This is a genomic window from Aeromicrobium sp. YIM 150415, from assembly GCF_016918125.1.
Classification (GTDB): domain Bacteria; phylum Actinomycetota; class Actinomycetes; order Propionibacteriales; family Nocardioidaceae; genus Aeromicrobium; species Aeromicrobium piscarium.
In genome coordinates, this window is record NZ_JAERWM010000022.1 from 59,061 (window position 1) to 85,082 (window position 26,022).

Consider the following 26,022-nt stretch of genomic DNA (forward strand, 5'->3'; position numbering starts at 1 on the left):
CCCATGCTCGGACGAACCTGGGACTTCTTGCGTCGCTGGCCCTATACCTTCGGTGCCGCGCTGGCCCTCGTCGTCGGCATCTTCACACTCATCATGTCCAGCCGCCTGGGCGTCCCGCTGCGGGACCCCGAGGGCTTCCTCGGACCGGCCTATGTGCGCCTTCCCCTCATGGCGCTGGGCTTCTTCGCTGTCGGCGTCATCCCGATGGCCATCAAGCGCCGCGGCATCAAGAAGATCTTCCCCGGTATCGCCGATGTGGTCCGGTACGAGTGGACGTGGAGCCGGGTCATCCACATCGCCTCCGGGCTCCTCGTCTTCTACGTCTGCTACGTCAGCTACCGCAATCTCAAGAGCTATCTGCCGGTGCTGCGCGAGGGCGTGCTCTACGACCGCATGTTCGCCGAATGGGACTACTGGGTGACCTTCGGCCACCAGCCGGGCGAGTTGCTGCACCAGCTGCTCGGCACCGGCTTCAACGCGCAGGTCCTCTCGTTCATCTACCTGACGTACCTGATGCTGATCCCGATCACCTTGGGCGCGTTCCTGGTGCTGAACCGCGATGTCTCCCTCGGCGCCTGGTACGCGACGGCGCTCGCGCTCAACTGGATCCTCGGCACGGTCAGCTACTACATCTGGCCGTCGCTCGGGCCTGCCTTCTTCCAGCCGCAGTTCTTCACCGATCTAGAGGAATCGGGGGTCACCGCGCTCCAACAGGGATTGTTCCGCAACGCCTCGGCCTTCAAGGAGGATCCGACGGGGCCGTTCATCTACGGCATCGCGGGCTTCGCCTCGCTGCACGTGTCGGTCACCTTCACCGCGGCGCTGTTCTTCCAGCGCACCGACCAGAGCCGCTTCGTGCAGGCGATCGGCTGGGTCTACTTCGCGCTCACGGTGCTCGCCACGATCTACTTCGGCTGGCACTACCTCGCCGACGATGTCGGCGGCATCCTCATCGGCTGGCTGTCGGTCGCGATCGGCGGCTGGGTCACCGGCAACGGGTTCTGGCGACAACGCCACCACAAGATTCAGCTGACGGCGGACCCGGACGATTCGCGGGGCACCGTGTCCAAGGCGAACTGATCGCCTCGACGCAGCAGCGCACGCCAACGCCCCCGGTGATACTGCGCTGGGGGCTTGGAGGCGCAGAACTCGATGACGAGGTCGCTGAACCGGTCGGGTTCGTCGCGATGCGGGAAGTGCCCCGAGTCCTCGAAGACCCGCACCTCGGAGTTGACGAGGGCGGGAGCGTTCTCGGCGTGCTCGGCCGGGATCACGTGATCCTGCGCGCCCCAGACGACCAGCACCGGCATGAGCCGGGCGAGATAGGCACGATCGGTCATCGTCACGTACTGCCCGCGCCAGTCCATCACGGTGCTGCTCAGCCGCAGGACGGCCTTGCGCTGCCCCGGATCGGCGAGCTTGACGTAGATGTCGGCCACCTCACCCAGGTCGCGGAACAGCGGCCCCGGTAGGCGCGACAAGGTCCGCATGGCGTCGGCCACCGGACGCCGCCACGGACGCGCCGTCGCCACCGAGAGCGCCGCGCCGGAGCCCGGGAGGGTCAGCATCCGGATGAGCGGCGTGACATCGCGTCCCAGTCCACCGGGGGCCACCAGGACGACCCGCTCGGTGCGCTCGGGGAACTGATAGGCGAACTGCATGGCCACCCCTCCCCCGAAGCTGTGCCCGACGACAGTCACCTTGTCGATGCCGAGGACGGTCAACAGGTCGCGCATCCCGTTGGCATAGCCGCCGAGCGAGTAGTCGGCATCGGGCTTGTCGGAATCGCCGTGCCCGAGCAGGTCCGGGGCGATGACGGTGAAGTACTCGGCCAGGCGGTCGATGACCGGCGTCCAGGTGCTGGAATCGCAGCCGAGACCGTGCAGGAGGAGCAGTACCGGACCGGTCCCGCGACGCCGATAGACGCGGCGATACCCGTGGATCACCTCGCAGTGGACGTCCGGATCCTCCTGGACCGTGCGCGCAGCCATCTGGCCATCGTAATGCCGAGCCGCGCGACGCGACGCACGGAACGCGCGGGCGAGGGCGTGCCGGTCGGGCTCCGCACCGTAGAATCATGCCCGTGGACGATGACCAGATCGACCTCCACGAGGTCAAGCAGCCCGCCGTGCGCGCCATCACCTGGATGGCGGTCGTCGGCGCGGCCATCGGCATCGCCTTCGGCCTGCTCGGGGCCACCGTGTTCACGGCGACCGGCATCACCGGTGCCGACCTCCCGCCGTTGACGGCCGAGCCCAGTCCGACCCCCACGGAGGAGGAGACGCCGGCTGAGGAGCCGGACGACTCCGACGACGAGGAGCCCGCCGCTCCCGAACCGCAGCTCTTCGCCGAGCGCGACCAGGTTCCCCCGGGCCAGCGTTTCGGTCTGAACGGCCTCATGCCCGGGGTCGACGAGGGCACCACGTTGCAGGTCCAGGTGCAGGACGGCGACGGCCCCTGGGAGGACTTCCCGGTGACCACGACCGTCGAAGCCGACGGTCGCTTCGAGACCGTCGTCTACACGTCCCGCACCGGCGAACGGCACTTCCGGATGATCGTGGCCGGTGGCGAGGAGACGACCCCCGAGGTCACCGTCCGGATCGGCTGATCCTCAGCCCTGCCCGCTCCGACTCCTCATGGGCGGTGCGTGATCAACCGCCGTTGGGCTGCTGGCTGATCAGATCACCTGGTGGAGCCAGCGCACCGGCGCACCGTCACCCGCGTGGCGGAAGGGCTCCAGCGCGGCGTCCCACGCCGCTCCGAGCAGTCCGTCGAGCGCCTCGTCCATGGAGACCTCGCCGGCCGCGGCCTTCGCGCGCATGGCCCGGATACGGTCCTCGGGGATCATGAGATCGCCGTGGACGCCGACGACGGCGTGGAAGATGCCCAGCTCGGGCGTGAAGGAGTAGCGCGCCCCCTCGCTGCCCGCCGTGGGCTCCTCGGTGACCTCGTAGCGCAGCAGGTCCCAACCGCGCAGCGCCGAGGCGAGGGCCGCCCCGGTGCCGACAGCGGCCTGCCAGGACAGCTCGGCGCGATAGGTGCCGGGATCGGCGGGTTGAGCGGACCACGCGAGGTCGACTCGATCGCCCAGCACATTCGCCGCGGCCCACTCGACGTGCGGGCACATCGCCGATGGCGCAGAATGCACGAAAAGGACACCCCGGGTGATCGGGGCGTCTGACGATATCGACTTCATGCGGTACCTCCCTAGGGTCGCCTTCCCCAGCGTCCTACGGGTTCGTACCACCTTCATTGTGACCCATGCCCCGCGATGCGACAAGACAGGACCCCTCGATGAGCGTTGTACGACACGTCCCGGAGGCCTCGCGCTTCGAGCTCTGGGAGGACGACGAGCTGGCCGGCTACGTCGACTACGACCGGCGAGGCGATGTGTGGGAGCTGCCTCATACGCGCATCTTCGACCGCTTCGGTGGACGCGGGCTGGGCCATACGCTCGTGCTCGAGACGCTGGAGCAGATCGCCACCGCGGGCGGTTCGGTGATCCCGTCCTGTCCGTTCATCCCGCAGGTGATGGTCGGAGACCCCGAGCTCGTGGCGCTCGTGCCGGCCGACAAGCGGCGCCGCTACGGGCTCTGAGAGGACTCGACGCGGGCATCGTGCACCTCGGGGATGCCGCTCTCGCGCCAGAGCTCGAGGATCGCATCGTGGTTCTCCCAGGCCTCGACCGGTTCGAACCCGTCCTCGCGGACGTGGCCCAGCAGCTCGGCCTTCACGACCGCCGCCGGCCGGAAGTCGCTCGAGTACCGCAGGTAGAGGCCGTCATAGGGGATCTGCTGGGATACGAGCCAGTCCATCGTGAGATCGCGCCAGATGAACTCCCGTGAGGACACGATGACGACGGCACGCCCTTCTCGATGCGCCCGGCGGGCGGCCTCCGCCACGACGGCATCGGCGGGGCAGCCGGCCGAGGCGGTGTGGAAAGCCCGGTAGTCGGGCTCGTCACCGGCGACGAGATGCTCGATCGAGCGCGTGTCGCAGAGGGTGCCGTCGAGATCGAAGAGCACCGCGGGGCGCGATCCTAGCATCGGCTAGTCGGCCTTTCTCTCGGACTGGACGGGGATGCCGAACTTCGCGAGAGACTCGCGGGCCCGCTCCTGGGCGCGTTCGTCCGGGGAGTTCAGCGCGATATCGCGCAGGGCCTCGATGGCGTCGGGCAGACTCGCCTCGATCTTCGTCCGCAGGTCGCCCTTGGCGCGCCATCCCCAGCCCACGAGCGAAGCCTAAACGGTGCGCCCCGATCCCGCGCGCGCCGTCCCGTGGGCCATACTAAACCCCAGGCCGCGGCGAGACGGCCGGATAGTTCTCGTCACGGGGAGTTAGCTCAGCCGGTTAGAGCAGAGGACTCATAATCCTTGGGTCGCGGGTTCGAGCCCCGCACTCCCTACTCCGTCGGTCGCCACGTGATCGGTGGCCTCGCGGGAGCCTTCCCTCCCCCGTAGCGTGGATCCCATGAGCGATGACGCGTTGACCCCTTTGACCGAAGACTGGACGTCCGCGCTCGTGGTCGTCGCCCACCCCGACGATGTCGAGTTCGGTGCCGCGGCGGCGGTCGCACGCTGGACGGGGCAGGGCAAGTCCGTCGTCTACTGCATGGTGACCAGCGGCGAGGCCGGCATCGACTCGCTGCCTCCCGAGGAGTGTGGGCCCGTCCGGGAGGCCGAGCAGCGGGACTCCGCGGCGATCGTCGGAGTCGAGGCGGTCGACTTCCTGCATTGGCGCGACGGTGTCGTCGAGTTCGGCATCCCGCTGCGTGCCGCGATCGCCCGGGAGATCCGGCGTCATCGCCCCGACATCGTCATCACCAACAACTTCCGCGACTCCTGGGGAGGCTCGGCGCCGAACCAGGTCGACCACATGGCCGTCGGGCAAGCCGCGCTGCACGCCTGCCAGGACGCCGGGAATCGCTGGATCCACACGGAGCAGCTGACCGAGGAGGGTCTCGAGCCGTGGGGCGGGGTACGCGAGGTCTGGGCCGCGGGCTCCCCACGGTCCGAGCACGGAGTGGATACCACGGACACCTTCGATGCCGGGGTCGCGTCGCTGGCGGCCCATCGGGCCTATATCGAAGGGCTCGGTTGGGAGCAGTTCGATCCGGCCGAGTTCCTCGAGGGCATGTCCCGCGACGCGGGCCGGCGCCTCGGCGTGCGCCATGCCGCCGTCTTCGAGGTGTTCGGCCTCAGCTTCGGAGAGTGACGCCCGCCGTCCACAGGGGCGGCCAGGGACGGATGACAGATCGTTCGATGGCGGGCACGGTGTGCACATGTCGCCCTATGCTCGCCGCGCTCTCGAAGCGCCTACGCTGTCCGCCGAGCAGGAGCGGGAGCTCCTCCTCCGCTGCCGGGGCGGCGATCCGCGCGCACGCGAGGCGCTGATCGAGGCCGGACTCCGCTGGGTGGTGCTCCACGCCCTGCGCCGCCGTGTGGAGCCCGAGCACTTCGACGACGCCGTCCAGGACGGCACGGCCGCCCTCATCCGGGCGGTGGACCGCTTCGATCCAGCCCGCGGCACTCGACTGGTCAGCTTCGCCTGGTCCTGGATCGACGGGGCGATGCGCCAGCCGCCACGGCCTCTGCTGCTTCCGCTCGGCGATGTCCCCGAGCCGGCGACCACCGATCCCGACGCGCTCCATGACGCGCTCGACACGCTGAGCGAGCTCGACGCGCGTCTCCTGAGGGATCGCTTCGGCCTCGACGACGGCACCGTCCCGAGCACCCGGGCCGAGGTCGCGGCACGTCTCGGGCTCAGCATCGCCGAGGTCCGGCGACGCGAGACCCGGGCCCTCCAACATCTCCGTCGCGAGTGGGCCGCCCCGGTGGTTGGGTCCCCTGGGCCGGACTGCTAGAGTCGTCACCGGTCGCTCCTCAGGGAGCCCGTCCCCTGTAGCTCAATTGGCAGAGCATTCGGCTGTTAACCGGAGGGTTGTTGGTTCGAGTCCAACCGGGGGAGCCACCACGAAGGCAGTCAGTCGCAGGCGACGGACTGCCTTTCGCTGTTCCGCCCCGGTCGAGACACTCTCCCGGCTGACGGCGACGGCCCCCACTCCCGCCGCGCTGACGAACGATGTGCTTCTGTGGTTGCCCCGGCAACCGCGGAAACACATCCTTCGTGGGCCGGGGACTGACGATGTGATTCTGTGGTCGTCACAGCAACCGCGGAAACACATCCTTCGTGGGCCGGGACGCTCGGTCAGGCCTGCTCCATCGCGCCGATGATGCGCTCGCGGAAGTCCCGGCGCTGCTGCTCGAGCGCCACCAGTTCTCCGAACATCCGGTTGTACTGCTCGGACTCCTCGAGCGGGTTGGTGCGCTGCAGCTTGGACTTGACCTCCACGATCCGCCGCGCGACCGTCAGCTCCTGCAGACGCGCCAGCACGGCGGCGACCACCGCCTGTGTGGAACGCTCCGAGGAATGCAGCGGTTCGGCGGCAGCAACGCCCAGGACCCGGCCCAGGCTGTCGTCGAGGCTGTCGGCCAGACCCGGCAACCACCCGGCATCCGGGCCGTCGGGCAGGCCGCGAGCCTCGATCTGGCGCCATAGCTGTTGCGCCACCGGATGGGTGAAGTCGTTCTCGCCGATATCGTCGGTGAGCTCCTTGGCGATGTGCGGGAACTGCACGATCGCCTTCAGCGCCTCGCGCTCGTCGGCGAACTGCGGCGCCCCGAAGCTCGGCCCCGCCGGTTGGGCGGGGGCCGCCTGCGGCTCGGGCGCTGCCGACGGCGGGGCCTTGCGGCCGGCGGCCGGGGCGGGTTTCGCAGACCGGAACTCCTGACGCACCTGGTCGACATCGGCCCCCACCCTGCTGGCGATCTCGCGCAGGAACTCGTCGACCTTCGACTTGTCGCGGATCGCCGATGCCAGCTGGACCGACTCGCGGATGGCGTCGATGCGCTGGTCGCCGCGGTCGAGGTCGTAACGGGTGAGGATGTTGTCGAGCACGAAGCGATAGAGCGGCACCCGCGAGGCGACCAGCTCGCGGACCGCCGCGTCACCATCGGCGAGGCGCAGATCGCACGGATCCATACCGCGCGGCTCGACGGCCACATAGGTCTGGCCCGCGAACTGCTCATCGCCCGAGAATGCCTTCATCGCGGCCCGTTGCCCGGCCTCATCGCCGTCGAAGGTGAAGACGATCTCGCCGTGGAAGGCATCGTGATCGAGCAGCAGGCGTCGCAGCACCCGGGCGTGGTCCTCGCCGAAGGCGGTTCCACAGGTCGCCACGGCGGTGGTGACGCCAGCCTGGTGGCAGGCCATGACATCGGTATACCCCTCGACGATGACCGCCTGGCTGCGCGAGGAGATCTGCCGCCGGGCGAGGTCGATGCCGTAGAGCACCTGGCTCTTCTTGTAGATCGGTGTCTCGGACGTATTGAGGTACTTGGCCTCGATGCGGTCGTCGTCGAGCATCCGCCGGGCCCCGAAGCCGATCACCTCGCCGCTGATCTCCCTGATGGGCCACAGCAGCCGACCGCGGAACTTGTCGTAGAGGCCTCGCTGACCGCGGGCCGCGAGGCCGCCGACGATGAGGTCCTCGTCGCTGAACCCCTTGCCCTTGAGGTGTCCCACGAGGGCCTCTCCCCCGCGCGGGGCCCACCCCATCGCGAACATCTCCGCCGCGGCGCGATCGAAGCCCCGATCGGTCACGAACTGCCGGCCCGGTTGCGCCTCGGAGGACTGCATGAGCGCCTCGTGGTAGAACTCTCCCGCCAGCCGGTGCGCCTCCAGCAGGCGCTGGCGCTGGCCTGGGTCGCGACGCGGCCCGACCGGCGTGCCCTCGTCATATCGCAGCTGGACGCCGTACCGGCCCGCGAGCCGTTCGACGGCCTCGGCGAAGGAGAGCCCCTCGATCTCGCGCAGGAACTTGATCGCGTCACCGCCCGCGCCGCAGCCGAAGCAGTAGTAGAACCCCTGAGCGGGACGCACATTGAACGACGGGGTCTTCTCGTCGTGGAACGGGCAGAGGCCCTTGCGGGCTCCTCCGCCGGCATTGCGCAGGGTGACGTACTGCTCGATGACCTCATCGATGCGCACCCGCTCGCGGACGAGCTGAATGTCCTCGTCCTTGATGAGCGCCATGCCCCGATACTAGTGTCCTGCGCCGAAGGTTCGTCACCGCCTTTCGCCGCCTGAGCGTCGCTCCGCGACGTTGGCGTCGCTCGAAAGGCGTCCGAGCCTGCCTTCGCTCCGCCGCCTTGCGGAGCATCCACTCAGACGACGCCTCTCGGCAACGAACCTCCGACGCAGGACACTAAGCCGTCACGAAAGCAGCCGATCGGCCCAACCCACAGCCGACAGGTCGGTCAAGCTCGCGACCTGGTCGATCACCACGCGCAACCGGCCGGCATCGTCATCCGCGGACCGGAAGTCGCCGATGAGATCGGCGTCGAGGTGCTTGTCCCCGGTGCACGCGAGCTCGGCGACGAGTGCCTCCAGCAGCTCACGTTGCTCCGCCAGCAGCGCGGTGCGATCGGCGCTCAACATCACGTGGTGGGCGGCGATCGCCTTCAGCACGAGGATCTCGTCGACCGTCTCCTGCGGCAGCTCCAGGTCGGCCTCGAAGCGCACCAGCGGGCCGTCGCCCCATCGCGCCGTCGTCGCGCGCTGCGCCGCCACCGCGAAGCGGCCGATGAGCGCGCTCGTCAGGCTCTTGATGACCGCTCGCGAGGCCCGCCCGCCGTCGAAACGGGCCGACGGCCACTCCGGCATCCCCTGCAGCCGTTCGAGCGCGGCTCCCAGCCGGTCGTCATCGGCTTCTGGGTCGTACCAGTCGCGCGCGACCGCGAAGACGCGCGGAAGATCCAGGCCTTCGACGAGATCGAACCATCCCCCCACCACGCCGTCCTCGACATCGTGCACCGAATAGGCGATGTCATCGGACAGATCCATGACCTGCGCCTCGATGGGGCGTCGGAAGGGCTCGGCATCCGACCGGATCCAGGTGAAGACCTCGATATCGTCGTCGTAGAGCCCGAACTTCGGTCCGCCGCCGGGCGCCTCGCCACGGCGCCACGGATACTTCACGCAGGCGCCGAGGGTCGCTCGGGTCAGGTTCAGGCCCACGCTGCGTCCGTCCGCCGCGAAGGTCTTGGCCTCCAGCCGCGTCAGCAACCGCAGCGTCTGGGCATTGCCCTCGAAGCCGCCGATCCCCCGCGCCGCCGTGTCGAGCGCCTTCTCGCCGTTGTGGCCGAAGGGCGGATGACCGAGGTCGTGCGAGAGCGCCGCGGAGTCGACGATGTCCGGATCGCAGCCGAGCGCCTTGCCGAGCTCACGTGCCACCTGCGCCACCTCGAGCGAGTGGGTCAGCCGATTGCGCACAAAGTCGTCGACCCCCGCGCCCAGGACCTGGGTCTTGGCCGACAGCCGGCGCAGGGCGGACGAGTGGAGGATACGCGCCCGGTCGCGCTCGAAGGGCGTGCGGCCGGGGCGCTTCGGGGCCTCGGCCACGAACCGCGCCCGCGCCTCGGGACCGTACCGCTCGCTCATCGCGCCGAGCCTATCGCGAGGTTCCCCCGAGGCGATGCCGTGAGCTCACGTTCTCGCCGGCGCGGCTCCGCGAGTGGTGCAAACTCGCCCTCATCCGGGTCTTTCGAGGGCGAATATGCACCACTCGCAGTCAGGATTGCACCACTCGGTGCCCCGCGCGTCGATGCAGCGGGCACGGTAACGTCGGCTCGCGTGATACGTGGAACGGGACGAGTGAGCATCGTCGTCGGCTGGGCGCTGGCCGCGATGGGGATCGTGGCAATCGTGGTGTTCGTCGTCCTGGCGTTCGTGGTGGCGCCGTGGATGCTGATCTTCCTGTTCGCCCCGGTGCTGCTGTTCATCGGTGCCGGCGTCAATCTCTGGATGGGCTACCGGACGCGCCTGGAGATCCTGCCCGACCGCTTCATCTGGTGCGGTGCCGTCGGCAAGACGAACTCCCTCGCCTGGCACGACGTCCGGCAGATCCTGATCCCGCCGCCGAACAGCCGACCGCGCGTGGCCGCTATCGCCCAGCTGCACGACGGCCGGTATATCGAGATCGAGGCGCTGTGGCTGTCGCGCACCTCGCCCATCTCCCTGGCCGGAGCCCCCGACCACACGCGGGCCCGTCAGCTGCTGATCGACGGGCATCGCGCCTATCTCGCCCACACCGAGCCCGAATAAGACCCACCGCAGCCGTCAGTCCCTCGCCGAGGTCACCAGCGGCCGTTACGGGGGCGGGGCTGGCAACGCGGGCACCAGTAGCTCGACCGGTTCATGAACGAGTCACGGCGCATCGGTGTGCCGCACCGGTCGCAGGGCTCGCCCTCGCGGCCGTAGGCATGGAGCGATCGGTCGAAATACCCTGATTGACCGTTGATGTTCACATAGAGGGCATCGAAAGATGTGCCGCCCTGGTCCAGCGCGTCGCCCATGACATCGCGCAGGTGACCCAGCAGGCCGTCGATCTCGCGCGTGCGCAGGTGACGGGTGTTGCGGGCATAGTGCAAGGGAGTGCGCCACAGCGCCTCGTCGGCGTAGATATTGCCGACCCCCGATACGAGCGTCTGATCGAGCAGCGCCCGCTTGACGCCGGTCTCGCGCCGCCTCAGCCGGCGACCGAACTCCGCGGCGTCGAAGAGCGGATCGAGCGGATCGCGGGCGATGTGCTCGATCTCGTCGGGCAGCTCGGCTCCCCCGGGACTCACCAGCAGTCCCCCGAAGATCCGCTGATCCACGAAGCGCAGCTCATTGCCGTCGTCGAGTGAGACACGCACGCGCAGGTGACGGGGAGCCGGGGCGTCCGGCGGGGAGATCAGCATCTGGCCGCTCATGCCCAGATGGGCCAGCAGGGCGTCGTCATCGTCCAGGGGCAGCCACAGGTACTTGCCGCGGCGCCGGGCGGCGGTCACCCGCTGCTCGCGCAGGCGGGCGATGAAGTCATGAGGACCGGGACCGTGCCGGCGGACCGAGCGGGTGTCCAGCACCTCCACCCCGGTGATCGTGCGACCGACGACGTGATCGTCGAGCCCACGGCGCACGACCTCGACCTCAGGAAGCTCCGGCATCGCTCATCTCGGCGCTGATAGCGCGCCAGGCGATCTCGGCGACCATCTGCTCGGCTTCCTTCTTCGATCGCCCCTCGCCGCCGTGATAGACGCGATCGGTCATCACGACACTGGCGGTGAACTTCTTGTCGTGGTCCGGGCCGGTGCCCTCGAGCTCATAGACCGGCACACCGAGCCCGTGGTCGGCGGCGACCTCCTGCAACGAGGTCTTCCAGTCCAGGCCGGCACCGAGGGCCGCGGCATCGGCGATGACGGGCTCGAAGATCGTACGGACGACCTCGGCGACACGCTCGATACCGAAGGCCAGGAAGATCGCCCCGATGACGGCTTCCATCGTGTCGGAGAGGATGGACGGCTTGTCGCGCCCGCCCGTGGTCTCCTCGCCCCTACCGAGCAGCAGATGCTCACCGAGACCGAGCGTGCGCGCCACCTCGGCAAGTGCCTTGGCGCTCACCACCGCGGCGCGCAGCTTGGCCAGCTGACCCTCTGGCAGGTCGGGATGGCGCCGGAAGATCATCTCGGTGACGACGAACCCCAACACCGAGTCGCCCAGGAACTCCAGGCGCTCGTTGTTGGGGACGTTGCCGTTCTCGTACGCGTACGAGCGATGTGTCAGGGCATGCTGCAGGAGCTCGGGGGCCAGGTCGGGGACTCCGAGGACCTCACGCAGCGAATCGGTCACGTGGACCAGTTCAGAGCACCTGACGACGCTCGCCACGCGCGCCGTACTGGCCGCACTCGGCGCAGGCGCGGTGCGGGACCACCCGGGCGTTGCACGCCGGGTTGGCGCACTCGACCGTCCGCACGATGCTGGCCTTCCAGGCCGAACGGCGGTGACGGGTGTTGCTGCGCGACATCTTCCGCTTCGGGACAGCCACGATTACTCCTCAGTTTGCTCGGTCAGTCGGGTCAGCGTCGCCCACCGGGGGTCGATCGCCTCGCCGTGTGTGTGATCGGGATCGTCCGCGAGGCGCGCCCCACATTCGGGGCACAATCCCGGACACTCCGGATCACACAACGGGTTGTGCGGCAGTGCGAGCACCACCGCGTCGGTCAGCACGGGCTCGAGGTCGAGCAGGTCTCCCTCGAGGGCCAGCTCGTCCTCTCCCGGATCGTCGTAGAGGTACAGCTCCTGGAAGTCGACATCGAGGTCCTCCTCGACATCGTCCAGGCACCGCACGCACTCGCCGACCGCGTGAGCGGATGCCGTGCCGGTGGCCAAGACACCGTCCATCACTGCTTCGAGACGAAGCTCGAGCTCGATGGGCGACCCCTCGGGGACACCGAACACGTCCAGGCCGAGACCCGTCGGCGCCTCGATGGTGCGGGTGTACGTCTTCTCGGTGCCGGGGCGACGCCCCAGCGCCTGGGTGTCGAACACCAAGGGACCCGAAGACACGGACATTCCTTCATCGAGAGCACAACGGAACACGGCCTGCGAACAGGCCGACGACCATCGTACCGCGCGGGCCCTCACGACCACCAATCGGCTCGTGCGGCGCGCAGAACCCTCCGCCCCGAGCGGTGAGTCACGCACCACTCGCCGGGCACGGCGGTGGGATACGCACCTCTCGGACGTCAGGAGAGGTGCGTATCCCACCGCCCACGAGAAGGAGACGTGCGTATCTCACCGCTCACGGGCGCGAGGGGTGCCTAACTCACCGCCCTGGGGTCGGCTGGCAACGGCCGAACTGTCGGTGGTTCGCTCCACCATGGAGCCATGTCTCCGGCGCTCCCCGACGACGATATCGGCATCCTCCACGCCGATCTCGATGCCTTCTACGCCTCGGTGGAGCAACGGGACGAGCCCGCACTGCGGGGACGGCCCGTCGTCGTCGGAGGCGGCGTGGTGCTCGCGGCGAGCTACGAGGCCAAGGCCCTCGGCATCCGCACCACCATGCCGGGACGCCAGGCGCGACGCCTGTGCCCGGACCTCATCGTGCGTCCTCCCCGCTTCGCGGCGTACAGCGAGGCGAGCGCGGCGGTCTTCGCGATCTTCCACGACATCACCCCCGTGGTCGAGGCGCTGTCGATCGACGAGGCCTTCCTCGATGTCAGCGGGCTGCGCCGCCTGACCGGTCACCCGCTCACGATCGCCGGTACGCTCCGCTCCCGCGTCCAGGACGAGGTGGGTCTGCCGATCTCGGTCGGGATCGCCCGTACCAAGTACCTGGCCAAGGTCGCCAGCGCGCTCTCCAAGCCGCACGGCCTCCTCGTGGTGCCGGCCGCGGAGGAGCGGCGCTTCCTGCACGCCTTGCCCGTCGAGCGGCTGTGGGGCGTGGGCCGGGTGACGAGCGGAGCGCTGCACCGTGCCGGCTGGTCGACGGTCGCCGACCTCGCCCACGCGGACCCGTCCGCCGTGGAGGCCGTCGTCGGCCCCGCGGCCGCCCGCCATCTGCTGGACCTCGCGCATGGCCGCGACACGCGACGGGTCGATCCTCATGTCAGCCGGCGGTCGATCGGGGCGCAGCAGGCCCTCGGGCGCGCGACCCGATCCCTGCCCGATGTCGATGCCGCCCTCCTCGAGCTCGTCGACCGCGTCGCACGCCGGCTGCGACGGGCGCGGCGCACCGCTCGGACCGTCACGCTGCGCCTCCGCTTCGGGGACTTCCGCCGATCGACCAGCGCCACGACGCTGTCCGTGCCCACCCACGAGACGAGCGAGCTGCTCACCGCGGCGCGGCGTCTGCTGCTGACGCGCGCGGCGGACATCGCGCGTGAAGGACTCACGCTGGTCGGCATCGCGCTCAGCGGTCTCGACGATCACGGAGAGCAGCTGACGCTCCCCTTCGAGGACCGAGATCCCGGCCGACTGGACGCCGCCGTGGACGCCGTGCACGAGCGCTTCGGCTCGGCCGCGCTCCGCCGCGCGGTTCACGTGCGGGAGTAAGAGGTTCCGCCGGTGGGGTGCGCGCGGCAGCCTCCCTCACCGGTGGAAGTTCTGAGCCTCGGTGAGCGCCACCAGCACATGAGGCGGGACCAGCTCGGCGACATCGCCGCCGTGCTTGGCGACCTCCTTGACCAGACTCGAGGACACGAAGGAGTTCTCGGCGGCGGTCGCCAGGAAGACCGTCTCCACCTCGGTCAGGTGGTGGTTCATGTGCGCCATCGGCAGCTCGTAGTCGAAATCGGTCGACGCTCGCAGACCCTTGATGATCGCGGTGATGCCGTGGTCGGTGCAGTAGTCCACCAGCAAGCCGCCGAAGGTGTCGACCACGACATTGTCCAGGTCGGCGACGGCCTCCCGCAGCAGCTCGACGCGCCGATCGAGGTCGAAGAGGCCCTTCTTGGACTCGTTGACGAGGACCGCGATGACCACCTCGTCGAAGAGCGCGGAGGCGCGGCGGAAGATGTCGAGGTGACCATTGGTCACGGGGTCGAAGGAGCCGGGACAGACCACCTTCGTCATGCCCGCACCTGCACAAAAGACCCACGATACGCAGATGCCCGCATGACATCCTGGATGCTCGCTCGCTGGCGCTCGCTCATGCCGCCACCGCCTCGGGGAGGAACATGATAGGACGACGGCGGCATGAGGTGATGCCATTGGTCGCTCGCTGGCGCTCGCTCATGTCAGCGACCGTACCAAAGCCGGGTCTCGCCATAGGTCTTGTCTCGCAGGGCGACCCACCCCTCGGGCCACTCCCAGGGGACATCACGCGATGAGCGCTCGACGACCACGAGGGAGTCCTCGGTGCGCCAGGTGCCGATCGCGAGGGAGGCGACGATCTCGCGCAGCGCCTCGGCAGCCAGGGCATAGGGCGGATCGAGGAAGACCAGGTCGTAGGGCTCGGCGGGTGCCGTGGCGACGAAGCGTTCAGCGGTCATCCGGTGCACCCGCGCCGTCCGCGCCCCGAGCTCGCGCGCATTGCGGCTGACGATGCCGGCCGTCTTGGCATGCGACTCGACCAGATCGGCCGATGCCGCCCCGCGGGAGAGCGCTTCGAGGGCCAGCGCCCCCGAACCGGCGAACAGGTCCAGCACCCGGACGCCGTCCCATCCGCCCAGCTCCGAGGCGATCGAGGAGAACATCGCCTCGCGGACGCGATCGGTGGTGGGACGCGTGTTCTGCCCCTCGGGGGTGGCGAGCCGGCGACCGCCCCATGCTCCGGCGATGATCCGTGTCACGTGCGCTCCAGATAGTCGGCCTGCTGGGTCGTCTCGAGCTCCTCCACCGCGCGGCGCAGGGCCGGCAGCTCGGCGAGCTCCGGGTCCTGCGCGACCACGCGGTCGGCGTGATCGCGCGCCTCCGCGATGTCCTTCTCGTGCTTGACCACCGAGAGCAGTTTGAGGCTCGAACGTCCTCCGGACTGGCGGGCACCGAGCACATCGCCCTCGCGCCGCAGGTCGATATCGTGCTGCGCGATCTGGAAGCCGTCGGTGGTGGAGGCCACCGCATCGAGCCGCTCGCGCGCGAGCGTGTCGCCCTGGGCTCCGGTGACGAGGAGGCACAGCCCGGCGTGTTCGCCTCGACCGATGCGCCCTCGCAGCTGGTGCAGCTGGGAGAGCCCGAAGCGATCGGCGTCGAGCACCACCATCACGGTGGCATTGGGGACGTTGACGCCGACCTCGATGACGGTGGTGGCGACCAGGACATCGACCTCGCCCGCCGCGAAGGCGGTCATCTGCGTGTCCTTCTCGTCGGTAGCCATGCGTCCGTGCAGCATCGCGAGCCGCAACCCGGACAGCGGGCCCGCGCCCAACGCCTCGAAGACCTCGACCAGCGATGCCGTCCGCGGCTCGTCGGCCGACGGATCGGGCTCGGCATCGCTCTCGCCATCGCCGATCCGGGTGGTGACGACATAGGCCTGTCGTCCCTTCTCGACTTCCTCCCGGATGCGGGTCCACGCCCGGTCGAGCCAGGTCGGGTGCTCGGCGAGGGCGATGACGGTGGTCTGGATCGGCTGACGTCCCCGCGGCAGCTCCCGCAACGTGGATGTCTCGAGGTCACCGAAGACGGTCATGGCCACGGTGCGCGGGATCGGTGTGGCGGTCATGACGAGCACGTGGGGCGTCACCGCCGAACGGTCCACCAGCGCGGCCCGCTGCTCGACCCCGAAGCGGTGCTGCTCGTCGACCACGAGCAGCCCCAGCTCGGCGAAGTCGACCCCCTCCTGCAACAGGGCATGGGTGCCGATGACGATGCCGGCCTCGCCGGACACGATGTCCAGCATCGTCTCCTTGCGCGCCTTGGCGCCCATCGAGCCGGTCAGCAGGCGGACCCGCGTGGCCCCCTCAGCGCCGCCGAGCATGCCGCCCTTGGCGAGATCGCCGAGCTGCTCGGTGATGCTGTGGAAGTGCTGCGTGGCGAGCACCTCCGTGGGCGCCAGCAGCGCGGCCTGGGCCCCGGCATCGACCACCTGGAGCATCGCGATGAGCGACAGCACGGTCTTGCCGGACCCGACCTCGCCCTGCAGCAGCCGGTGCATCGGATGCGGGCGGGCGAGGTCGTCGCGGATCTCGGCCTGCACCTCGCGTTGCCCCGCCGTCAGCTCGAAGGGCAGCCTCTCGATGAAGCGCTCCGCCAGCCCGCCGGCCTGCCAGGGCCGCGCGATCGCGGTCTCGATATCGAAGGCACGGCGCCGACGCGCGAAGATCGTCTGCAGCACGAAGGCCTCGTCGAAGCGCAGCCGCTGCTGCGCCTGCCGCCATTGCGATGCGCTCTGCGGCTGGTGGATCCACTGCAAGGCCGTGGCGTAGTCGGGCCAGCCCTTGGCGGCGACCAGATCCGAAGGCAGCGGATCGGGGGGCGGGTCGAGCACCGCGAGCACCGTGTCGATGGTGCGTTCCAGCTCCCACGAGGCGATCGAGGAGGTGGCCGGGTACAGCGGGATGATGCCGCGCTGGAAGCTCGCGATGTCACCGCTGATCTCCCGCATGACCGGGTGAGTCAGCTGCGGCTGTCCTCGGTACTCCCCCACGACCCCGGCGAAGAGCTGGCGCGAGCCGGCCTCGGTGCGCTTGGCGATCCAGCGCTGGTTGAAGAAGGTCGCGTTCAGGTGCTGGCGTCCGTCGGTGATGCGGACCTGCGTGCGGGTCTTGCGGCCGCCTGGCCCGAAGGGGATGTTCTTGACGTCCACGACCTCGGCGACGAAGGTGACGTACTGCCCGACCTCGAGGTCGGCGAAGGAGTCGATCTGCTCGAGGTCGACATAACGGCGGGGATAGTGCGTGAGCAGATCGCCCACGGTCTCCATGCCGAAGGTCTTGGACAGCTTGTCCGCCGAGGCCTTGCCGACGACGGGCCCCAGCCGGGTATCGAGATCGACCATCACTCCACCGCGATGAAGAGGGTGTACTTTTCCTGGCCGCCGTCGTGGACGATGACGTCGACGTGTGGCTGCTCGGCCGCGAGGTGCTCCTCGAGCCCGGAGACGAGCTCATCGGGGCAGCCCTCGCCGACGACGAGGGTGACCATGTCGGCGCCGGACGAGTCCAAGCGGGTGAGCACCTCGCGGGCCACCGCCAGCTGATCCTGACCGATCACCGCGAAGTCGCCTCCCACGACCCCCAGGACGTCACCGACCTGACACGGGCCGGCCATCGTGATGCCGGACTCGTTGGCGATGGTCACCGCCCCGTGCTTGGCATGCGCCGCGGCCGCCGACATGGCGACGACGTCGTCATCGAAGTCACGGCCGGGATCGTGCACCGCCAGCGCGGCGAGGGCCTGGACCTGGGCGTGGGTGGGCAGGACGGCGACTCGCGCGCCGGTGTCGCGGAGCTCCTTGGCGGCGGCCTCGAAGGGCCGGACGTGACCGCTGCGGTTCGGCAAGACGATGACCTCCTCGGCGTCGAGGATATGCAGGGCCTGTGACATCTGTGCGGTGGTGAGCGGACGCCCGGCGCTGAACTCGACGGCGACGGCACCGGCCGCGCGGGTCAACTCCGCGAGACCCGCGCCGGTGACGGCGCTGACGATGACGCGCCGGTGAGCCGAGTCGTCGACCCGGTGCGACTGCTCGCCGAAATGGGTCACCTGGATGCGGTGGGGACGCCCGGCCATGATGCCGGCCTCGATCGCCGCCCCGACATCATCGACGTGGACGTGGACATTCCACAGCCCCTCGTCCCCGACGATCACCAGGGAGTCTCCGAGCGGGGCGAGTGTCTCGCGCAGCACGTCGACGGCCTCGGAGGAGGCGTCCAGGAGATACATGACCTCATAGCTCGGGCCCTCGCCGTCCGCATGGTCGAGCGCGGCGGGCTGGACGGCGGGCGCTGGCGCGGAGGTCGGAGCGGGAACGGGCGTCCGGCCGGAGACGACCTGGGCGGTGGCGTCCAGGATCACGACGAGGGCGCGGCCACCGGCGTCGACGACTCCTGCGCGCGCGAGAAGCTCCATCTGCCCCGGGGTGGCCGCAAGCGCCTCGCGCGCGGCATCGGCCGCGACCTCGATGACCTGGCGAGGGCTGCAACCGGACTCGGCCGAGCGCTCGGCGCCGTCGGCCGCCGCCCGCGCGACGGTGAGGATCGTGCCCTCCTGCGGATCGCCGACCGCCGCGTATGCCGCCGTGGTGGCCGCATCGAAGGCCGCCGCGAGCCCGCGCGGCGTCACCGTCTCGTGCTGGGTCAGGGACTCCAGACAGGCGCGCAGCAGTTCCGCGACGATCACACCGCTGTTGCCGCGGGCGCCCACCAGCACCGCCCGCGCATAGGCGCGCGCCGCCTCCTCGGCGGAGACGTCGTCGGCCGACGCGTCGAGCGCATCGCAGCCCGCCTGGAGCGTCAGATAGACATTGGTCCCGGTGTCGCTGTCGGGCACAGGGAAGACGTTGAGGGCATCGATCTCCGAGCGCACCGACGCGACCGACTGGGCGCACACGTCGGCCCAGTGGCGCAGGCGCGGCGGGTCGAGCGAGAGCGGCATGCACCGAGGTTAGCGGGCGATTCGCGTCCGGTGTGCACCGTCGGCTATCCTAGAGAGGTTGTCTGCCGACGTCGTGTCGAGCAGGCGCCGATTTTTCGACAGTCATCAACGAGATTCAGGAGTGGTCGCTGTGGCAGCGGTCTGTGATGTGTGCGGTAAGGGCCCCGGGTTCGGCCACAACGTCTCGCACTCGCACCGGCGCACGAAGCGTCGTTTCGACCCGAACATCCAGCGCGTGCGCGCCGTCGTCGACGGAACGCCCACGCGTCTGAACGCCTGCACCGGCTGCATCAAGGCTGGCAAGGTCACCCGCTGACCCCTCCGGTCTCCCGGTGAGACGAGAAACGGCGATCGCACCTCGCGATCGCCGTTTCTGATCTATCGTCGGGCACATGCCTGACCGTATCCACGCCTTCACCGACGATGTCCTCGGCGATCTCGACGCCGTCGGTCTCGCCGCCGCCCTTCGGGCGGGGGACCTGAGCCCGCGCGAGGCGGCCGAGGCCGCCAGTGCGCGGGTCGATGCGCTCACCGAGCTTCACCCGGTCGCCTTCGACGACCGCGATCGCGGTGTCAAGCGTGCCGTCGACGCCCCATGGCGCGCGGATGCCCCCTTCGCGGGCGTCCCGACGTACATCAAGAACAACACCGCCTTCGCCGGCATCCCCACGCGGCATGGATCGGCCGCCACTCCCCGGCGCGCGGAGCTGGCGAACGAGCCGTTCACCGAGCAGTTCCTCTCCACCGGGGTCAATGTGCTGGGCGCGTCGACACTGCCCGCCTTCGGCCTGACCGCGACCACCGAGTTCGACGACGGACCGCCGACCCGCAATCCCTGGAACCCGGAGTACTCGTGCGGCGCTTCCTCCGGCGGATCGGCGGTGCTCGTCGCGAGCGGTGCCGTGCCGATCGCTCATGCGAACGACGGCGGGGGCTCGATCCGCATCCCGGCCGCCGCCTGCGGTCTCGTGGGCCTGAAGCCGACGCGCGACCGTCTCGTCAAGGCGGCCCAGGCACAGGGCATGCCCGTCGATCTGATCTCCAATGGCGTGGTGACCCGCACGGTACGCGACACCGCGCATTTCCTGGCCGCCGCGGAACGGCACCGCCCGACGACGCGCATGCCCTTCCTCGGTCTCGTCGAGGGGCCGTCCGAGCGCCGCCTGCGCGTCGGACTCATCGACACCCCGATCACCGGCAACCGCCTCGATGTCGACACCGCTCGGGCACTCGACGAGACCGTCGAACTGCTGACCGATCTCGGTCACGACGTGATCCCCGTGCCGTTGCCGGTGGACCGCTCGTTCATCGGGCATTTCACGCACTACTGGAGCATGCTCGCCTTCGCGATCTCCAGAAACGGCAAGAAGATGTTCGGCACCGCCTTCGAGCCGGCCGAGCTCGATCCGTTCACCAGCGGCCTGGCCCGCGGTTTCCTGCGCAATGCCTGGCGCACACCGGGAGCGATCGCCGCCCTCTCGCGCAGCGCGAAGCGCTATCACCGGGCCTTCAACCAGGTCGACGTGATCTGCTCGCCCACCCTCGCACACACCACGCCGCGTATCGGCTATCTGGACCCGGCCGGGGACTTCGAGCAGATCTTCGACCGGCTGGTGCACTATGTGGCGTTCACGCCGCTGAACAACGCCTCCGGCGGACCCGCGATCAGCCTGCCGCTCGCCCAGAGCTCGGAGGGGCTGCCCATCGGCATCCACTTCTCGGCCGATCACGCCGACGAGCGCACCCTGCTCGAACTCGCCTACGAGCTCGAGGCCGCCGAGCCCTTCGCCCGCATCCAGGACTGAGGCACACGCCCCCGGGCCGTCGCGAGCGGTTGCGCCCGTGGCGGTATCTCATCAACCTTTCCCCTGCAGCGGCGGTAGCTCGTCAACGTCATCAGCGCTCAGTGAGGTTGATGGCCTACCGCCACCCGAGCCAGGCACTCCCGATACGCGTCAGAGCACGCCACGGGGGCGGTACTGGACGCTGATGCGCGGGCCGGCGCTCGCGGTCTTGAGCACGGCATGCTCCCAGGTGCGCTGGCACGAGCCGCCCATGACGATGAGGTCGCCGTGGCCGAGCGTGTATCCGATCTGCGGCCCTCCCCCGGCCGGCCGGAGACTGAGCCGGCGATGCTCGCCCAGCGAGAGGATGGCGACCATCGTGTCCTCATGGGCGCCGCGCCCGATGCGATCTCCGTGCCAGGCGACCGAGTCCCGGCCGTCCCGGTAGTAACACAGGCCGGCGGTCGCGAAGGACTCCGCGAGCTCAGTCGCATAGTGGTCGCTCAGCGCGTCTCGGCACGTGACCAGCGCCGGATCGGGCAGTTCGTCGCCCTCGCGGTAGTGGCACAGCAGCCGCGGCACGTCCACGACACGCTCGTACATCTCGCGCCGTTCGGCCCTCCACGGCACGACCCGCTGGAGGGTCTCGAAGAGTTCATCGGCCCCGGCGAGCCAGCCGTAACGCAGATCGACCCAAGCCCCGTGAGCGAGCTCGACTCGCTCCACCGACGACCCGAGCTCACCGACGGACACCTCAGGAGCTCCGTCGAGCAGCGATCCCTGGAACCACATGCCGCCAGCGTACGCCCTATCGAACATATGTTCTAGGCCTCCGAAAGCAAAGCAAGGCGGGGCAACGCAAGCCTGCAAACTCACCACGCCTCGTGACCCTCGTTCCTCGGGCCACTCACGTTCGGGCGCGGGGCGCCCTCACTGGCGAGCTAATGACCCGCCCGCCAAGGAGCGAGCGCCAGCGAGTGACTGTGAGCGAAGCGAGGCGGGGCAACGCAAGCCGGTGAGCTTACGTCACCCGCCTCGGGCTCCAGGGCTCAGCGGGACAGGTGCTCCAGCACCGTGTCGATCTCCTCGGGGGCGAACCAGGCGAGATTGCCGGAGCCGTCGATATCGGTGTGGAAGGAGACCACTTCCCGCGCGGTGACCGGCTGCTCGCCATGATCGATCTCGGCGACCACCACGACGGGGCCGTCCTCGGCGGCCGCGAGCATCGCCTCGTACTCGTGCTCTTCGTCGTCGGACTCAGCCAGCACCGGAGCCCCCTCCAGAGACCCGGAGCGCAGGCCCTCGAGCCCCGCGGCATCGGTACCGATGTAGATCCTCATCCGCCAGCCTTCCGTTCCGGTCGTTGACGTCCACGCGGGGCGCGCCGCCGTGACGAGACGGTCTCGACGAGCTCGTCGACCGCCTCCTCGATGCACTGGGCGAGCACGTCGACATCGGGCACCGCCTCACGATCCGCGACGATCCCGACATAGGCGCGCCCACGGTAGGTGGTGATGCCGATCGCGACCGTCCGCCGCCCGGTCAGCGGGATCGCCGGGAACACCTGCGCCAGTCGCTGGCCGGCCATGTAGACCGACTCCTGCGGTCCGGGCACATTGGTGACGACCAGCTGGTACTGCCGCGATGCCTCGTGCTCGGCGACGCGCGCGCCCACCGCGTGGAAGGTCGATGTCGCGAAACCGGGGAGATCGGCCAGCGTCTGCGCCGAGACCGCATCACCGGTCTCGCGGTGCCCCTTCAGCGCGTAGGACACCTGGTGCAGGCGCACCACAGCGTTCGTCTCCCCCACCGGCAGGGACAGCAGATTGCCGCGCACCCGCGAGCCGAGGGAGGTGGGCAGCGAATCGTCCTCGGCTCCCTTGAGCTTGACCGACATCGGGACGAGCGCGCGGAAGCTCGTGGCGGCCGACACCGGCTCGGCCCGGGTGAGCAGCCAACCACGGAGGCCGCCCGCGACGACCGCGAGGATGACGTCGTTGACCGTGCCGCCGTGCTCGTCGCGGACACGCCGCAGATCGTCCAGGGACGCCGAGGCCGTCGCGAAGCGCCGATGCCGGCTGAGCGGCGCCGCGAGTGGGCCGGTCATCCCGGCGTCGCCGGCCGGCACAGGGAGCGCCGACAACACCTGCTCGGTGCGATAGGTCGCGTTGGCGATCAGCTCCCGCGGATGCTCGACCTGACCGAGCAGCGAGGACAGCGTCAGCTTGGTACCCGCCGGCGATGGACGCGGAGCCCACTCGTCATGCGGAAGATCGCGGATCTCATCGGTCTCCTCCAGGAGCACCTGGGCGAGGTCGACCGTGTGGGACCCGTCGACGAGCGCTTGATGCGCCTTGAACAGCAGCGCCGACTTGCCGTCCTCGAGACCCTCGATGAGATACAGCTCCCACAGCGGCCGGTCGTGGTCGAGGCGGCGGGCGATGAGCCGTCCGACAAGCTCGTGCAAGGCGTCCATAGTCCCCGGCCGCGGCAGGGCCGACCGGCGGACATGGAGGGTGATGTCGAAATGCTCGTCGTCCACCCAGACCGGAAGGCCGACACCGCCGGGGACGTGGCGGGGCAGCTGCCGGTACCGCGGCACCAGGTCGAGACGGTCGGTGATGATCCGCACCAGGGAGTCGTAGTCGAGCGGACGCTGGCCCGGCTCCAGCAGGACGAGCGAGGCGATCTGCCGCGGTGCGTCCGGCGAGTCGCGATGCAAGAACAATGCATCGAGCGGGCTGAGTCGTTGCATATCACTTCCTGGTCGGGTGGCAGTGAAGATACCACCGACGGTGTCACGATCGGAGCGTCGCCGCCGGCTCACGGAGAAAACGTCCGGTGAAATGATCGAGTCGCGAGACCCAGGAGGAGGTCGGGGCGACCTCCCGGGTCAGGCGCCCGCTGATCGCGGCGAGATCGTGCGCCGATGCGTCATGGGGGAGGAACGCCTCCACCTGGTGCCCGGAGATCTCCTGGACCGTCGCCGCGATCTCGGTCTCGCTCCAGCCGAGCGAGGTCCGGCACAGATTGACGACCACATGCGGTTCGACCCGCCAGGGCGCGCCCGCGCCGAGGATGCGGACGAGGCGGGCGAGGCCGAGCGGCTCGGGTCGGCCCACCACTACCACCTCGTCGGCCGCCTCCAGGACCGTCATCGCGGCTTGATCGCGGGCCGGGCCGGTCCCCAACGGCGGCTCATGTCCGAACCCGGCGTCGACGACCACCCACCGGTGGGCCGCGGCGAGCGAGTCGAGCACGGCGGTGAGCGCGGCCGGCCGTACCAGATGCCACATGTCCTCCGGCCGGGGAACGCCCGTCATGACGTCCAGGCCGTCGCCCACCCGCAAGATCGCCGAGCCGGGCATCTCCTTCCCGCCGTTGGCGGCACGGCACGCGGCGACGATGCCCGAGACATCGTCGAGCAGGCCCAGCGCCTGCCCGACCGCGCCGCCGTGCGTGTCCGCGTCCACCAGCACGGTCGGCGCCTCGCGGGCGAGGCTGGCCGCCATCGCGAGTGCGACGCTGGTGCGTCCCGGCGCACCCGTCGGCCCCCAGACGGCGATGATCCGCCCCGACCGCGGCGCCTCCGGCCGCGGCAGGTCGTCCTCCTGCGCGGCGGCCTCGACGTCCCCGACCTGAACGGCGCCGACGAGGCCCAGCTCGGGAGCCGGGGTGCCCACGGCCACGATCCGCACGCCACCGGAGCGGACGCGGCTCACGACATCGAGATCCAGGCCCCCGAGGGCGGGGTCAACGAGGGCCACCTGGACCCGGCCCGTGCTCGCTATCGCGAGGAGATCGGCGGCGTCCACGCAGCGGCGGACGAGGGTGAGCGCGCTGGATCGTTCGACCTCGTCGAGCACCTCGCCCTCCCAGGACGCCCCTCCCGCGGCGACGGCGGTCGCGATCACGATCGCCGCACCACCGTCACATGATGCGAGCTCAATGCCGCGACGACCTGAGCCGAGGGCGTCTGATCCCCGAGGTCGACGACCACGGTGGTGCTGCCGCCCGTCGCCGATGGCGTGACGGCGCGCACGGGAACGGACGCTATGACCCGCTGCGCCTCCCCCGCCGCCTGCCCTTGCTGCGGTCCGGGTCCGGCCCAGACGTCCACCCGATCGCCACGGCCGAGGTCCGCCGGAAAGGCGCCGTCGGCGACGGGGAACGGGAGTTCGTGCCCGGCCTCGGCCGAGGGAGCCCAGGAGCCGGTGGACACGAGCGCGCCCTCGGGGAGGTCGTGCGCCCAGACCGCCGACTCGTCCACCGCGGCGTCCGCGCGCACGATCGTCGCCGCCGCGGCGCCGTCGAGTCGCGCACTGGTGGTGGTCAGCTGCCCGGGGTCCACCGGGTCTCCGGCGCGAACTTCTTCGCGCACCACCCAGTAGCGCTCACCGTCGTCCGCGGCGATCGCCGTCCACCCGCCGATCGCCGTCGCCACCGCGACGAGCGCCACGCCGGCCACCAGGCGAGGCGACCGCCATCTCCGGATCATCACGCGCCGCGCCGGCTGCGGCGTCCCCCGACTGCTCATGGCACCTTCCTAACCGAGAAGGACGGATTAGTCCAGATCGACTATCCACACCCTGGACGTGGGAAGGGCGTTCGCGTGCGACAATGCGGCCATGCCCTCGCAGCAGCGCTTCCTGTCGATCCCCGACGTGGCCGAGGTCCTCAATGTCAGCGTCCGCCAGGTCCGGTCGCTGCTCTCCAGCGGGGAACTGCGCGGCATCCAGATCGGCGGTCGCGGGGTCTGGCGCATCGAGGACGCGGAGCTCGAGCGCTACATCGCCCGCCAGTATCAGCGCACCGCCGAGCAGGTCAGTGACGACGCACCGACGCGAGCGCCGTCCAGGGAATGATCTTGCGGCGACCGCCCTCGGCGAGCACCACGGCGTCGGCGACGACGGCCACGACCGGCCCGGACACCAGGCCGCCGTCGCGTCGCACCACCTGAACATCCTCGGCATCCTCCTGCGCGGCCCGGAAGACCGCCGGCCAGCCGACCCTTCGCACCGTCGCGGCGCCGCGTTGCGAGACGACGGCGGTCATGACGGCGTCGCGCGCGATCGCCACCTCGCGGCCATCGGCTGACAGCACCACGAGATCGGGCGCGGACCACAGCACGGCGCCCCGGGCCTCTCCCCCGCCCTGGACGGTGAGCACGACATCTCCCGCCAGCAGATCGGTCCACGACATCTCGGCCCACGCCTCGGCACCGAGCTCCTCGGCGAGCGTGTCCCGCTCGTCGGCCATGACATCGGCGGCCGACTCCTCCACATCGCCGAACAGACGGTCCCATCGCATGGGCTCAGGG

The 26,022-nt window shown here is 69.9% G+C and carries 30 protein-coding genes and 2 tRNA genes; 12 read left to right on the forward strand and 20 right to left on the reverse strand.

The features are described 5' to 3' along the window. Positions 1-3: 3 nt before the first annotated feature. Positions 4-1,080 carry a phosphatase PAP2 family protein gene (locus JL108_RS13940; RefSeq protein WP_240191087.1) on the forward strand — a complete coding sequence of 359 codons (1,077 nt, stop codon included), beginning with the start codon at positions 4-6 and terminating at the stop codon, positions 1,078-1,080. On the opposite strand, the gene JL108_RS13945 is transcribed toward JL108_RS13940, so the two are convergent. Then, on the reverse strand, positions 1,026-1,991 hold the full coding sequence (locus tag JL108_RS13945; RefSeq protein WP_205198842.1) for an alpha/beta fold hydrolase: 966 nt from the start codon (positions 1,989-1,991) through the stop codon (positions 1,026-1,028). The two genes, JL108_RS13940 and JL108_RS13945, sit on opposite strands and share 55 nt — an antisense overlap. A 92-nt stretch (positions 1,992-2,083) precedes the next feature. Here JL108_RS13945 and JL108_RS13950 point away from each other — a divergent pair, with 92 nt between their 5' ends. Continuing rightward, the gene (locus JL108_RS13950; protein ID WP_143913378.1) at positions 2,084-2,608 is read left to right on the forward strand and encodes a hypothetical protein; all 525 of its coding nucleotides are present in this window, start codon (positions 2,084-2,086) and stop codon (positions 2,606-2,608) included. A gap of 69 nt (positions 2,609-2,677) precedes the next feature. On the opposite strand, the gene JL108_RS13955 is transcribed toward JL108_RS13950, so the two are convergent. Next, complete coding sequence (locus JL108_RS13955; protein WP_143913377.1) at positions 2,678-3,196, reverse strand: DUF3145 domain-containing protein; 519 nt, start codon at positions 3,194-3,196, stop codon at positions 2,678-2,680. A gap of 98 nt (positions 3,197-3,294) precedes the next feature. Here JL108_RS13955 and JL108_RS13960 point away from each other — a divergent pair, with 98 nt between their 5' ends. Beyond that, a complete protein-coding gene (locus tag JL108_RS13960; RefSeq protein ID WP_185973094.1) occupies positions 3,295-3,597 on the forward strand; it encodes a GNAT family N-acetyltransferase in 303 nt (100 codons plus the stop codon). Here the strand turns inward: JL108_RS13960 and JL108_RS13965 are convergent. Both JL108_RS13965 and JL108_RS13970 read right to left on the reverse strand, forming a co-directional pair. Then, a complete protein-coding gene (locus tag JL108_RS13965; protein WP_205198843.1) occupies positions 3,585-4,046 on the reverse strand; it encodes a hypothetical protein in 462 nt (153 codons plus the stop codon). The genes JL108_RS13960 and JL108_RS13965 overlap by 13 nt on opposite strands. Positions 4,047-4,049: 3 nt before the next feature. Continuing rightward, the gene (locus JL108_RS13970; RefSeq protein WP_143913374.1) at positions 4,050-4,232 is read right to left on the reverse strand and encodes a hypothetical protein; all 183 of its coding nucleotides are present in this window, start codon (positions 4,230-4,232) and stop codon (positions 4,050-4,052) included. Positions 4,233-4,331: 99 nt separating this feature from the next. Between JL108_RS13970 and JL108_RS13975 the strand changes: the two genes are divergently transcribed. The 4 genes from JL108_RS13975 to JL108_RS13990 all read left to right on the forward strand — a co-directional run bounded on the left by JL108_RS13975 (position 4,332) and on the right by JL108_RS13990 (position 5,970). Next, positions 4,332-4,405: transfer RNA gene (locus tag JL108_RS13975), tRNA-Met, on the forward strand. A gap of 65 nt (positions 4,406-4,470) precedes the next feature. Further along, a complete protein-coding gene (locus JL108_RS13980; protein WP_205198844.1) occupies positions 4,471-5,214 on the forward strand; it encodes a PIG-L deacetylase family protein in 744 nt (247 codons plus the stop codon). Positions 5,215-5,281: 67 nt separating this feature from the next. Next, a complete protein-coding gene (locus JL108_RS13985; RefSeq protein ID WP_205198845.1) occupies positions 5,282-5,863 on the forward strand; it encodes a sigma factor in 582 nt (193 codons plus the stop codon). 31 nt (positions 5,864-5,894) lie between these two features. Next, a tRNA-Asn gene (locus JL108_RS13990) sits at positions 5,895-5,970 on the forward strand. Positions 5,971-6,207: 237 nt separating this feature from the next. Here JL108_RS13990 and dnaG read toward each other — a convergent pair. Continuing rightward, positions 6,208-8,094: a DNA primase gene (gene dnaG / locus JL108_RS13995; RefSeq protein WP_205198846.1), complete on the reverse strand. Its 1,887-nt coding sequence runs from the start codon at positions 8,092-8,094 to the stop codon at positions 6,208-6,210. 180 nt (positions 8,095-8,274) lie between these two features. After that, positions 8,275-9,501 carry a deoxyguanosinetriphosphate triphosphohydrolase gene (locus tag JL108_RS14000; RefSeq protein ID WP_205198847.1) on the reverse strand — a complete coding sequence of 409 codons (1,227 nt, stop codon included), beginning with the start codon at positions 9,499-9,501 and terminating at the stop codon, positions 8,275-8,277. 213 nt (positions 9,502-9,714) lie between these two features. On the opposite strand from JL108_RS14000, the gene JL108_RS14005 reads away from it, so the two are divergent. Further along, positions 9,715-10,164: a hypothetical protein gene (locus tag JL108_RS14005; RefSeq protein WP_205198848.1), complete on the forward strand. Its 450-nt coding sequence runs from the start codon at positions 9,715-9,717 to the stop codon at positions 10,162-10,164. A 32-nt stretch (positions 10,165-10,196) separates the two neighbouring features. Here JL108_RS14005 and mutM read toward each other — a convergent pair whose 3' ends face one another. The 4 genes from mutM to JL108_RS14025 are packed head-to-tail and all read right to left on the reverse strand — an operon-like array spanning position 10,197 to position 12,453. After that, complete coding sequence (gene mutM / locus JL108_RS14010) at positions 10,197-11,048, reverse strand: bifunctional DNA-formamidopyrimidine glycosylase/DNA-(apurinic or apyrimidinic site) lyase (RefSeq protein WP_205198849.1); 852 nt, start codon at positions 11,046-11,048, stop codon at positions 10,197-10,199. After that, on the reverse strand, positions 11,032-11,730 hold the full coding sequence (gene rnc / locus JL108_RS14015; RefSeq protein WP_307837274.1) for a ribonuclease III: 699 nt from the start codon (positions 11,728-11,730) through the stop codon (positions 11,032-11,034). The genes mutM and rnc overlap by 17 nt, the downstream gene beginning before the upstream one ends. Before the next feature lie 10 nt (positions 11,731-11,740). Further along, positions 11,741-11,926, reverse strand: coding sequence for a 50S ribosomal protein L32 (rpmF, locus tag JL108_RS14020; RefSeq protein WP_087623905.1), 186 nt, complete (start codon positions 11,924-11,926; stop codon positions 11,741-11,743). Positions 11,927-11,928: 2 nt separating this feature from the next. Beyond that, the gene (locus tag JL108_RS14025; protein ID WP_143913367.1) at positions 11,929-12,453 is read right to left on the reverse strand and encodes a DUF177 domain-containing protein; all 525 of its coding nucleotides are present in this window, start codon (positions 12,451-12,453) and stop codon (positions 11,929-11,931) included. A gap of 315 nt (positions 12,454-12,768) precedes the next feature. Between JL108_RS14025 and dinB the strand changes: the two genes are divergently transcribed. Further along, positions 12,769-13,938 carry a DNA polymerase IV gene (gene dinB / locus JL108_RS14030; RefSeq protein WP_205198851.1) on the forward strand — a complete coding sequence of 390 codons (1,170 nt, stop codon included), beginning with the start codon at positions 12,769-12,771 and terminating at the stop codon, positions 13,936-13,938. A 36-nt stretch (positions 13,939-13,974) separates the two neighbouring features. On the opposite strand, the gene coaD is transcribed toward dinB, so the two are convergent. From coaD to JL108_RS14050, 4 genes are all read right to left on the reverse strand, one after another. Further along, the gene (gene coaD, locus JL108_RS14035) at positions 13,975-14,457 is read right to left on the reverse strand and encodes a pantetheine-phosphate adenylyltransferase (RefSeq protein WP_205198852.1); all 483 of its coding nucleotides are present in this window, start codon (positions 14,455-14,457) and stop codon (positions 13,975-13,977) included. Between the two features lie 164 nt (positions 14,458-14,621). Next, positions 14,622-15,176 (reverse strand): 16S rRNA (guanine(966)-N(2))-methyltransferase RsmD, encoded by a 555-nt coding sequence (gene rsmD, locus JL108_RS14040; RefSeq protein WP_205198853.1) that lies wholly within the window; start codon positions 15,174-15,176, stop codon positions 14,622-14,624. After that, positions 15,173-17,320 (reverse strand): ATP-dependent DNA helicase RecG, encoded by a 2,148-nt coding sequence (gene recG, locus JL108_RS14045; protein ID WP_205198854.1) that lies wholly within the window; start codon positions 17,318-17,320, stop codon positions 15,173-15,175. Before recG ends, rsmD begins: the two co-directional genes overlap by 4 nt. Then, positions 17,320-18,918, reverse strand: coding sequence for a DAK2 domain-containing protein (locus tag JL108_RS14050; RefSeq protein WP_205198855.1), 1,599 nt, complete (start codon positions 18,916-18,918; stop codon positions 17,320-17,322). Before JL108_RS14050 ends, recG begins: the two co-directional genes overlap by 1 nt. A gap of 130 nt (positions 18,919-19,048) precedes the next feature. On the opposite strand from JL108_RS14050, the gene rpmB reads away from it, so the two are divergent. Further along, positions 19,049-19,234, forward strand: coding sequence for a 50S ribosomal protein L28 (gene rpmB, locus JL108_RS14055; protein ID WP_087624033.1), 186 nt, complete (start codon positions 19,049-19,051; stop codon positions 19,232-19,234). A gap of 76 nt (positions 19,235-19,310) precedes the next feature. Further along, entirely contained in the window at positions 19,311-20,723 is a 1,413-nt protein-coding gene (locus JL108_RS14060; RefSeq protein ID WP_205198856.1) for an amidase, read from the forward strand. Between the two features lie 150 nt (positions 20,724-20,873). On the opposite strand, the gene JL108_RS14065 is transcribed toward JL108_RS14060, so the two are convergent. From JL108_RS14065 to JL108_RS14085, 5 genes are all read right to left on the reverse strand, one after another. After that, positions 20,874-21,494 carry an alpha-ketoglutarate-dependent dioxygenase AlkB gene (locus JL108_RS14065; RefSeq protein ID WP_205198857.1) on the reverse strand — a complete coding sequence of 207 codons (621 nt, stop codon included), beginning with the start codon at positions 21,492-21,494 and terminating at the stop codon, positions 20,874-20,876. Positions 21,495-21,751: 257 nt separating this feature from the next. Next, on the reverse strand, positions 21,752-22,042 hold the full coding sequence (locus JL108_RS14070) for a hypothetical protein (protein ID WP_205198858.1): 291 nt from the start codon (positions 22,040-22,042) through the stop codon (positions 21,752-21,754). Beyond that, on the reverse strand, positions 22,039-23,457 hold the full coding sequence (locus JL108_RS14075; RefSeq protein ID WP_205198859.1) for a wax ester/triacylglycerol synthase family O-acyltransferase: 1,419 nt from the start codon (positions 23,455-23,457) through the stop codon (positions 22,039-22,041). The genes JL108_RS14070 and JL108_RS14075 overlap by 4 nt, the downstream gene beginning before the upstream one ends. Before the next feature lie 43 nt (positions 23,458-23,500). Next, positions 23,501-24,616, reverse strand: a complete 1,116-nt coding sequence (locus tag JL108_RS14080; RefSeq protein ID WP_205198860.1) for a hypothetical protein — start codon at positions 24,614-24,616, stop codon at positions 23,501-23,503. Beyond that, positions 24,613-25,239 carry a hypothetical protein gene (locus tag JL108_RS14085; RefSeq protein ID WP_205198861.1) on the reverse strand — a complete coding sequence of 209 codons (627 nt, stop codon included), beginning with the start codon at positions 25,237-25,239 and terminating at the stop codon, positions 24,613-24,615. The genes JL108_RS14080 and JL108_RS14085 overlap by 4 nt, the downstream gene beginning before the upstream one ends. 91 nt (positions 25,240-25,330) lie before the next feature. Between JL108_RS14085 and JL108_RS14090 the strand changes: the two genes are divergently transcribed. Continuing rightward, positions 25,331-25,567 carry a helix-turn-helix domain-containing protein gene (locus tag JL108_RS14090; RefSeq protein WP_143913355.1) on the forward strand — a complete coding sequence of 79 codons (237 nt, stop codon included), beginning with the start codon at positions 25,331-25,333 and terminating at the stop codon, positions 25,565-25,567. Here the strand turns inward: JL108_RS14090 and JL108_RS14095 are convergent. After that, positions 25,527-26,012: a hypothetical protein gene (locus JL108_RS14095; protein ID WP_205198862.1), complete on the reverse strand. Its 486-nt coding sequence runs from the start codon at positions 26,010-26,012 to the stop codon at positions 25,527-25,529. The genes JL108_RS14090 and JL108_RS14095 overlap by 41 nt on opposite strands. Positions 26,013-26,022 lie beyond the last annotated feature (10 nt).

Excerpts from the sequence above, each read along its gene's own strand:
- dinB (WP_205198851.1), top strand. The coding sequence starts at position 12,769 with ATGTCTCCGGCGCTCCCCGACGACGATATCGGCATCCTCCACGCCGAT.
- mutM (WP_205198849.1), bottom strand. The coding sequence starts at position 11,048 with ATGCCGGAGCTTCCTGAGGTCGAGGTCGTGCGCCGTGGGCTCGACGAT.
- recG (WP_205198854.1), bottom strand. The coding sequence starts at position 17,320 with ATGGTCGATCTCGATACCCGGCTGGGGCCCGTCGTCGGCAAGGCCTCG.
- JL108_RS13965 (WP_205198843.1), bottom strand. The coding sequence starts at position 4,046 with ATGCTAGGATCGCGCCCCGCGGTGCTCTTCGATCTCGACGGCACCCTC.
- JL108_RS14050 (WP_205198855.1), bottom strand. The coding sequence starts at position 18,918 with ATGCCGCTCTCGCTCGACCCGCCGCGCCTGCGCCACTGGGCCGACGTG.
- JL108_RS13960 (WP_185973094.1), top strand. The coding sequence starts at position 3,295 with ATGAGCGTTGTACGACACGTCCCGGAGGCCTCGCGCTTCGAGCTCTGG.
- JL108_RS13945 (WP_205198842.1), bottom strand. The coding sequence starts at position 1,991 with ATGGCTGCGCGCACGGTCCAGGAGGATCCGGACGTCCACTGCGAGGTG.
- JL108_RS13955 (WP_143913377.1), bottom strand. The coding sequence starts at position 3,196 with ATGAAGTCGATATCGTCAGACGCCCCGATCACCCGGGGTGTCCTTTTC.
- JL108_RS14060 (WP_205198856.1), top strand. The coding sequence starts at position 19,311 with ATGCCTGACCGTATCCACGCCTTCACCGACGATGTCCTCGGCGATCTC.
- dnaG (WP_205198846.1), bottom strand. The coding sequence starts at position 8,094 with ATGGCGCTCATCAAGGACGAGGACATTCAGCTCGTCCGCGAGCGGGTG.
- JL108_RS14070 (WP_205198858.1), bottom strand. The coding sequence starts at position 22,042 with ATGAGGATCTACATCGGTACCGATGCCGCGGGGCTCGAGGGCCTGCGC.
- JL108_RS13940 (WP_240191087.1), top strand. The coding sequence starts at position 4 with ATGCTCGGACGAACCTGGGACTTCTTGCGTCGCTGGCCCTATACCTTC.
- JL108_RS14085 (WP_205198861.1), bottom strand. The coding sequence starts at position 25,239 with ATGAGCAGTCGGGGGACGCCGCAGCCGGCGCGGCGCGTGATGATCCGG.
- JL108_RS14095 (WP_205198862.1), bottom strand. The coding sequence starts at position 26,012 with ATGCGATGGGACCGTCTGTTCGGCGATGTGGAGGAGTCGGCCGCCGAT.
- JL108_RS14065 (WP_205198857.1), bottom strand. The coding sequence starts at position 21,494 with ATGTGGTTCCAGGGATCGCTGCTCGACGGAGCTCCTGAGGTGTCCGTC.
- coaD (WP_205198852.1), bottom strand. The coding sequence starts at position 14,457 with ATGACGAAGGTGGTCTGTCCCGGCTCCTTCGACCCCGTGACCAATGGT.
- JL108_RS14075 (WP_205198859.1), bottom strand. The coding sequence starts at position 23,457 with ATGCAACGACTCAGCCCGCTCGATGCATTGTTCTTGCATCGCGACTCG.
- JL108_RS14090 (WP_143913355.1), top strand. The coding sequence starts at position 25,331 with ATGCCCTCGCAGCAGCGCTTCCTGTCGATCCCCGACGTGGCCGAGGTC.
- JL108_RS14025 (WP_143913367.1), bottom strand. The coding sequence starts at position 12,453 with ATGTCCGTGTCTTCGGGTCCCTTGGTGTTCGACACCCAGGCGCTGGGG.
- JL108_RS13980 (WP_205198844.1), top strand. The coding sequence starts at position 4,471 with ATGAGCGATGACGCGTTGACCCCTTTGACCGAAGACTGGACGTCCGCG.
- JL108_RS13985 (WP_205198845.1), top strand. The coding sequence starts at position 5,282 with ATGTCGCCCTATGCTCGCCGCGCTCTCGAAGCGCCTACGCTGTCCGCC.
- JL108_RS14000 (WP_205198847.1), bottom strand. The coding sequence starts at position 9,501 with ATGAGCGAGCGGTACGGTCCCGAGGCGCGGGCGCGGTTCGTGGCCGAG.